The following is a 3,521-nucleotide window of genomic DNA, read 5'->3' on the forward strand; positions in this document are numbered from 1 at the left end:
AAGATGATACAATTATTTTTTAATGAAGAAAATGAATCAAAATTTAGAGAAGCAATTAGTAAGGTTTCTAAAAGAGATGGCATAGATAATATTTCTGATGCTGTTTTAATGTGTGTATCAAATGAAGCTACTAAAGATTGAGCCTATACTTACTGATGAACAAGTAAAATCTTTAGAGGGAACATACTTTACTAAAGATTTAATTAAACATCATATAACTGAAGATACTAAAATTTTAAATGAAAGTGGAGATATATTAGCTGTATTTAAAAAAAATGCAGTTCCCAGTAATATCTTAAATAATTGTAGAAATTCATTTCGTAAAGCCGCAACCGAATCTAATAATAGAGGTTTGGCTTCAGGTTTAATATCTCAAAAATATAAAGTGGGAGATAAGATAGGCAAAAGAGTTATAGGTAAAATTAATGGCACAAGATACACTCCTATAAATATAAAAGATGGTAAATTATCAAATACTTCTTATGCTTTAACTGTTAAAAGTGGTGTAATTGGTTATAGCGATAGATACCCTAGAATACCTTACTGTAGAAGAACAATGTTTAATCAAAGAAACTTACAAGATTATAAAAAATGTTTACCTTATATTAAATGTGTTGATGAATTTTTTAAACAATATGCACCAGCAAGATACAATATTCAAAAAAAAATGGCAGAAAAAAGTTCACAAGATTTTGTGATTAAAAATACTGCTTTTAGTACTGTTACAGTAAATAAAAATTTTAGAACTGCTGGACATTATGATAATGGTGATCTCAAAGAGGGTTTTGGTAATTTAGGAGTTATATCACAAGGTAAGTATGACGGAGCAATAACTGTTATTCCAAAATATGGAATAGGATTAGATTTAAAAGATGGAGATTTAGCTATATTTGATGTTCATGAACTTCATGGAAATACTGAATTAATTCGCAAAACTCCTTATGAAAGAATTAGTGTTGTTAGTTATTATAGAGAAAAAATGATATATTGTGGTAATGCCGAATATGAATTAAATAGAGCAAAAACAAATACCAAAAAAATAGCCTTACCAGAAGAATTAGAAAAAGCAAAAAAAATAAAACAAGAAATATTTAATGAACTTTAGAATAGCTATACCAAGTGTTACTCGTTCAGAAACATTATTAAATAAAACTATATCATATTTATCAAAAACTAATATTGATTTATCTAAAGTAGATATTTTTTTAAGTAAGGCAGAAGAATTAGAAGAATACAAAAATAAACTTAAAAACTTTCCTGTAAATTTTATAATTTCTAATAATAGCAGTATAAACGAACAAAGGAATTTTATAGTAAAGCATTATCCTGTAGGTCAATATGTTATGGGTTTAGATGACGACATACAAAGTGTAGAAACTAAAATTAATGATAAAAAAACCGAACCTTTATTACAATTAAAAGAGTTAGGTCACCAAGCATTTGATCTATGTTTGAAAAATAAATTTAATTTATGGGGTATTAATGCCTCTTTTAATCCTTTTTTTATGAAGCACACTATTTCATTTAATTTAAAATTTATTATAGGTTGTTTTTATGGTTGGATTAATACTCACGAAGATAAGGCACTAATAAATTATGATAAAAGAATTACTAAAGAAGATTATGAAAGAACAATTAAATATTATATTAAAGATAAAGGTGTTGTTAGATTTAACTATTTAGCACCTAAAACTAAAATTTATACAGAAAAAGGTGGAATACAGTTATATAGAACTTTTGAACACGAAGAATATTCAACTCAGTATATGTTAGATACATATCCTTTATTTTGTAAAAGAAACAATGCTAGAAAAAGTAAATATCCTCAGATAAGATTAAAAGATCAAAGAAAAAAGAAAATTTAAACTTTTTTGATTGTCATTTTATAATTATTAATTTTATTTGTAATTTTAATTTTTTTTTTTTTAATTAGTTTGTTTTTCTTAAAACTACTGTAATCAACATAATGATGCCAACGATTAAATCTTTTAACTACTTTAGCAATATCAGGGTGCATATCTGATAATATTTTGCTTTTATTTAAAGTACCCTCATTTTTATAAAATTCATCATTACAACCTCCGTCATTAGTTTGGGTTGCTCTTTTTCCTTGCAGAAAAGCATTAAATTGCACAGTACACCAATTATCTTTCAATACTCTTATAGATAAGTCAGTATCTTCATTGTACCTGCCTCTCCATCTATAAGGAATATCATTTCGAATTAATAAACAACTATATATTCTTGTGTTAAGTTTGTAGGGTGGTCTAAAATCGCTATAAGGCATAAAATTAGCATATTGAAACCCAGCAATAGCAATATTTGTATATCTTAAAACAAAATCTTCAGAAGCTAAAAATAAAGAACTGTCATAACATCTTATTTTTTTATTATCATTAAACCTTTCAAAAGATTCAATGTTGTCGTCCATTACCCAATGCCATTTATTTTTATTAATTAAAGAATGATCCCAAGCATAATTTCTTGCAGCACCTGGACCTGTTCTTGGGTCTTTATCTTTCCAAAAACAATCGTATTCTAATTTATACTTTTTAGGTAAAATCAAAATTTGTTTTTTATCAACTATTTTACAGTATTCATTATATTCCTGTTCTTCTACTATAATTTTAAAAGGAACATTCATTTTATTTAACATTGTGCTAGTAGGATTTCTTTTAAACCTACCTTTACTAATTATATAAATTGGAAATTTAGTTTCTTTATTTTTTAAACTGCTTAAATAGCAATATTTACTATCTTTTTCTCTTAAAGGAAACCAAGCCTGTTTTTTATCTTTTTTCTGCTCTCCGTCAAAAACTTTTTGATTGTTGTATAGGTGTTCTTTTATTTTATCTTTAAATTCATTGTAATCTTTTTCATTTCTAAACTTGAATGTTGCTGTAATTTCTGCTGGTGGTTGCTTAACATTATTACATTCGGGCATATCAACCCATTCTTTTTTCCAATCTTCATTTTTCATCAGGTACAATCATGTTATTTTCATCTAGTCGGTTAATCTTATATTTTTTACCATCTTTAGTAAATTTTTCGTAATTATGTACTCTACCCTTATATTCATAACCTAATGCAACCAACCTCTCTATAATACTTTTTATATCTGTTTTATTATTTTCGTCATCTTCAAATCTTCTTTGGTTAATCCACGTTGAAACATGGGCTAGGAACTCCTTATCCTTTACAGTAGAAGCATATCGGTTAAAAGTGGTAGCAACCTCCTCAGGAATCATATCAGAGCAATTTAGAGCATATTTTTTGTTAGCTAGAAATTTACTTCCTTTCTTATGGCTTATCAAAGACCAAAATTTTTCAAACATAGATTGCATATTCTTATTAGGTATAGGACTAGGTATAGGTATAGGTGCTTTAATTTTGCTTGAAGCAAAATCGCCTTTTGCTTGATTTTGTGTAGATAAACCACCTTTTCTACCTGCTTCTGATCTTTTTTTGTATTTATCTGTTAAATATTTATGCTCTTGTACTAATCTTTTATGTGTAAAAGT

The 3,521-nt window shown here is 26.6% G+C and carries 4 protein-coding genes; 2 read left to right on the forward strand and 2 right to left on the reverse strand.

Annotated elements, in window-relative coordinates; translation table 11 throughout:
- Positions 1-121: 121 nt before the first annotated feature.
- Both B2U95_RS14070 and B2U95_RS14075 read left to right on the forward strand, forming a co-directional pair.
- Positions 122-1,105 carry a hypothetical protein gene (locus B2U95_RS14070; protein ID WP_296317248.1) on the forward strand — a complete coding sequence of 328 codons (984 nt, stop codon included), beginning with the start codon at positions 122-124 and terminating at the stop codon, positions 1,103-1,105.
- Positions 1,095-1,865 carry a hypothetical protein gene (locus B2U95_RS14075; protein WP_296317249.1) on the forward strand — a complete coding sequence of 257 codons (771 nt, stop codon included), beginning with the start codon at positions 1,095-1,097 and terminating at the stop codon, positions 1,863-1,865. The genes B2U95_RS14070 and B2U95_RS14075 overlap by 11 nt, the downstream gene beginning before the upstream one ends.
- Here the strand turns inward: B2U95_RS14075 and B2U95_RS14080 are convergent.
- Both B2U95_RS14080 and B2U95_RS14085 read right to left on the reverse strand, forming a co-directional pair.
- Positions 1,862-2,980 (reverse strand): hypothetical protein, encoded by a 1,119-nt coding sequence (locus B2U95_RS14080; RefSeq protein ID WP_296317251.1) that lies wholly within the window; start codon positions 2,978-2,980, stop codon positions 1,862-1,864. The genes B2U95_RS14075 and B2U95_RS14080 overlap by 4 nt on opposite strands.
- On the reverse strand, positions 2,970-3,521 hold a 552-nt coding region (locus tag B2U95_RS14085; RefSeq protein ID WP_296317252.1), incomplete at its 5' end, for a hypothetical protein. The genes B2U95_RS14085 and B2U95_RS14080, both read right to left, overlap by 11 nt.

It is taken from the genome of Winogradskyella sp. UBA3174 (genome assembly GCF_002364335.1).
Classification (GTDB): Bacteria; Bacteroidota; Bacteroidia; order Flavobacteriales; family Flavobacteriaceae; genus Winogradskyella.

Coding starts and splice junctions, on each gene's coding strand:
- B2U95_RS14070 (WP_296317248.1), top strand. CDS start 122: ATGAAGCTACTAAAGATTGAGCCTATACTTACTGATGAACAAGTAAAA.
- B2U95_RS14075 (WP_296317249.1), top strand. CDS start 1,095: ATGAACTTTAGAATAGCTATACCAAGTGTTACTCGTTCAGAAACATTA.
- B2U95_RS14080 (WP_296317251.1), bottom strand. CDS start 2,980: ATGAAAAATGAAGATTGGAAAAAAGAATGGGTTGATATGCCCGAATGT.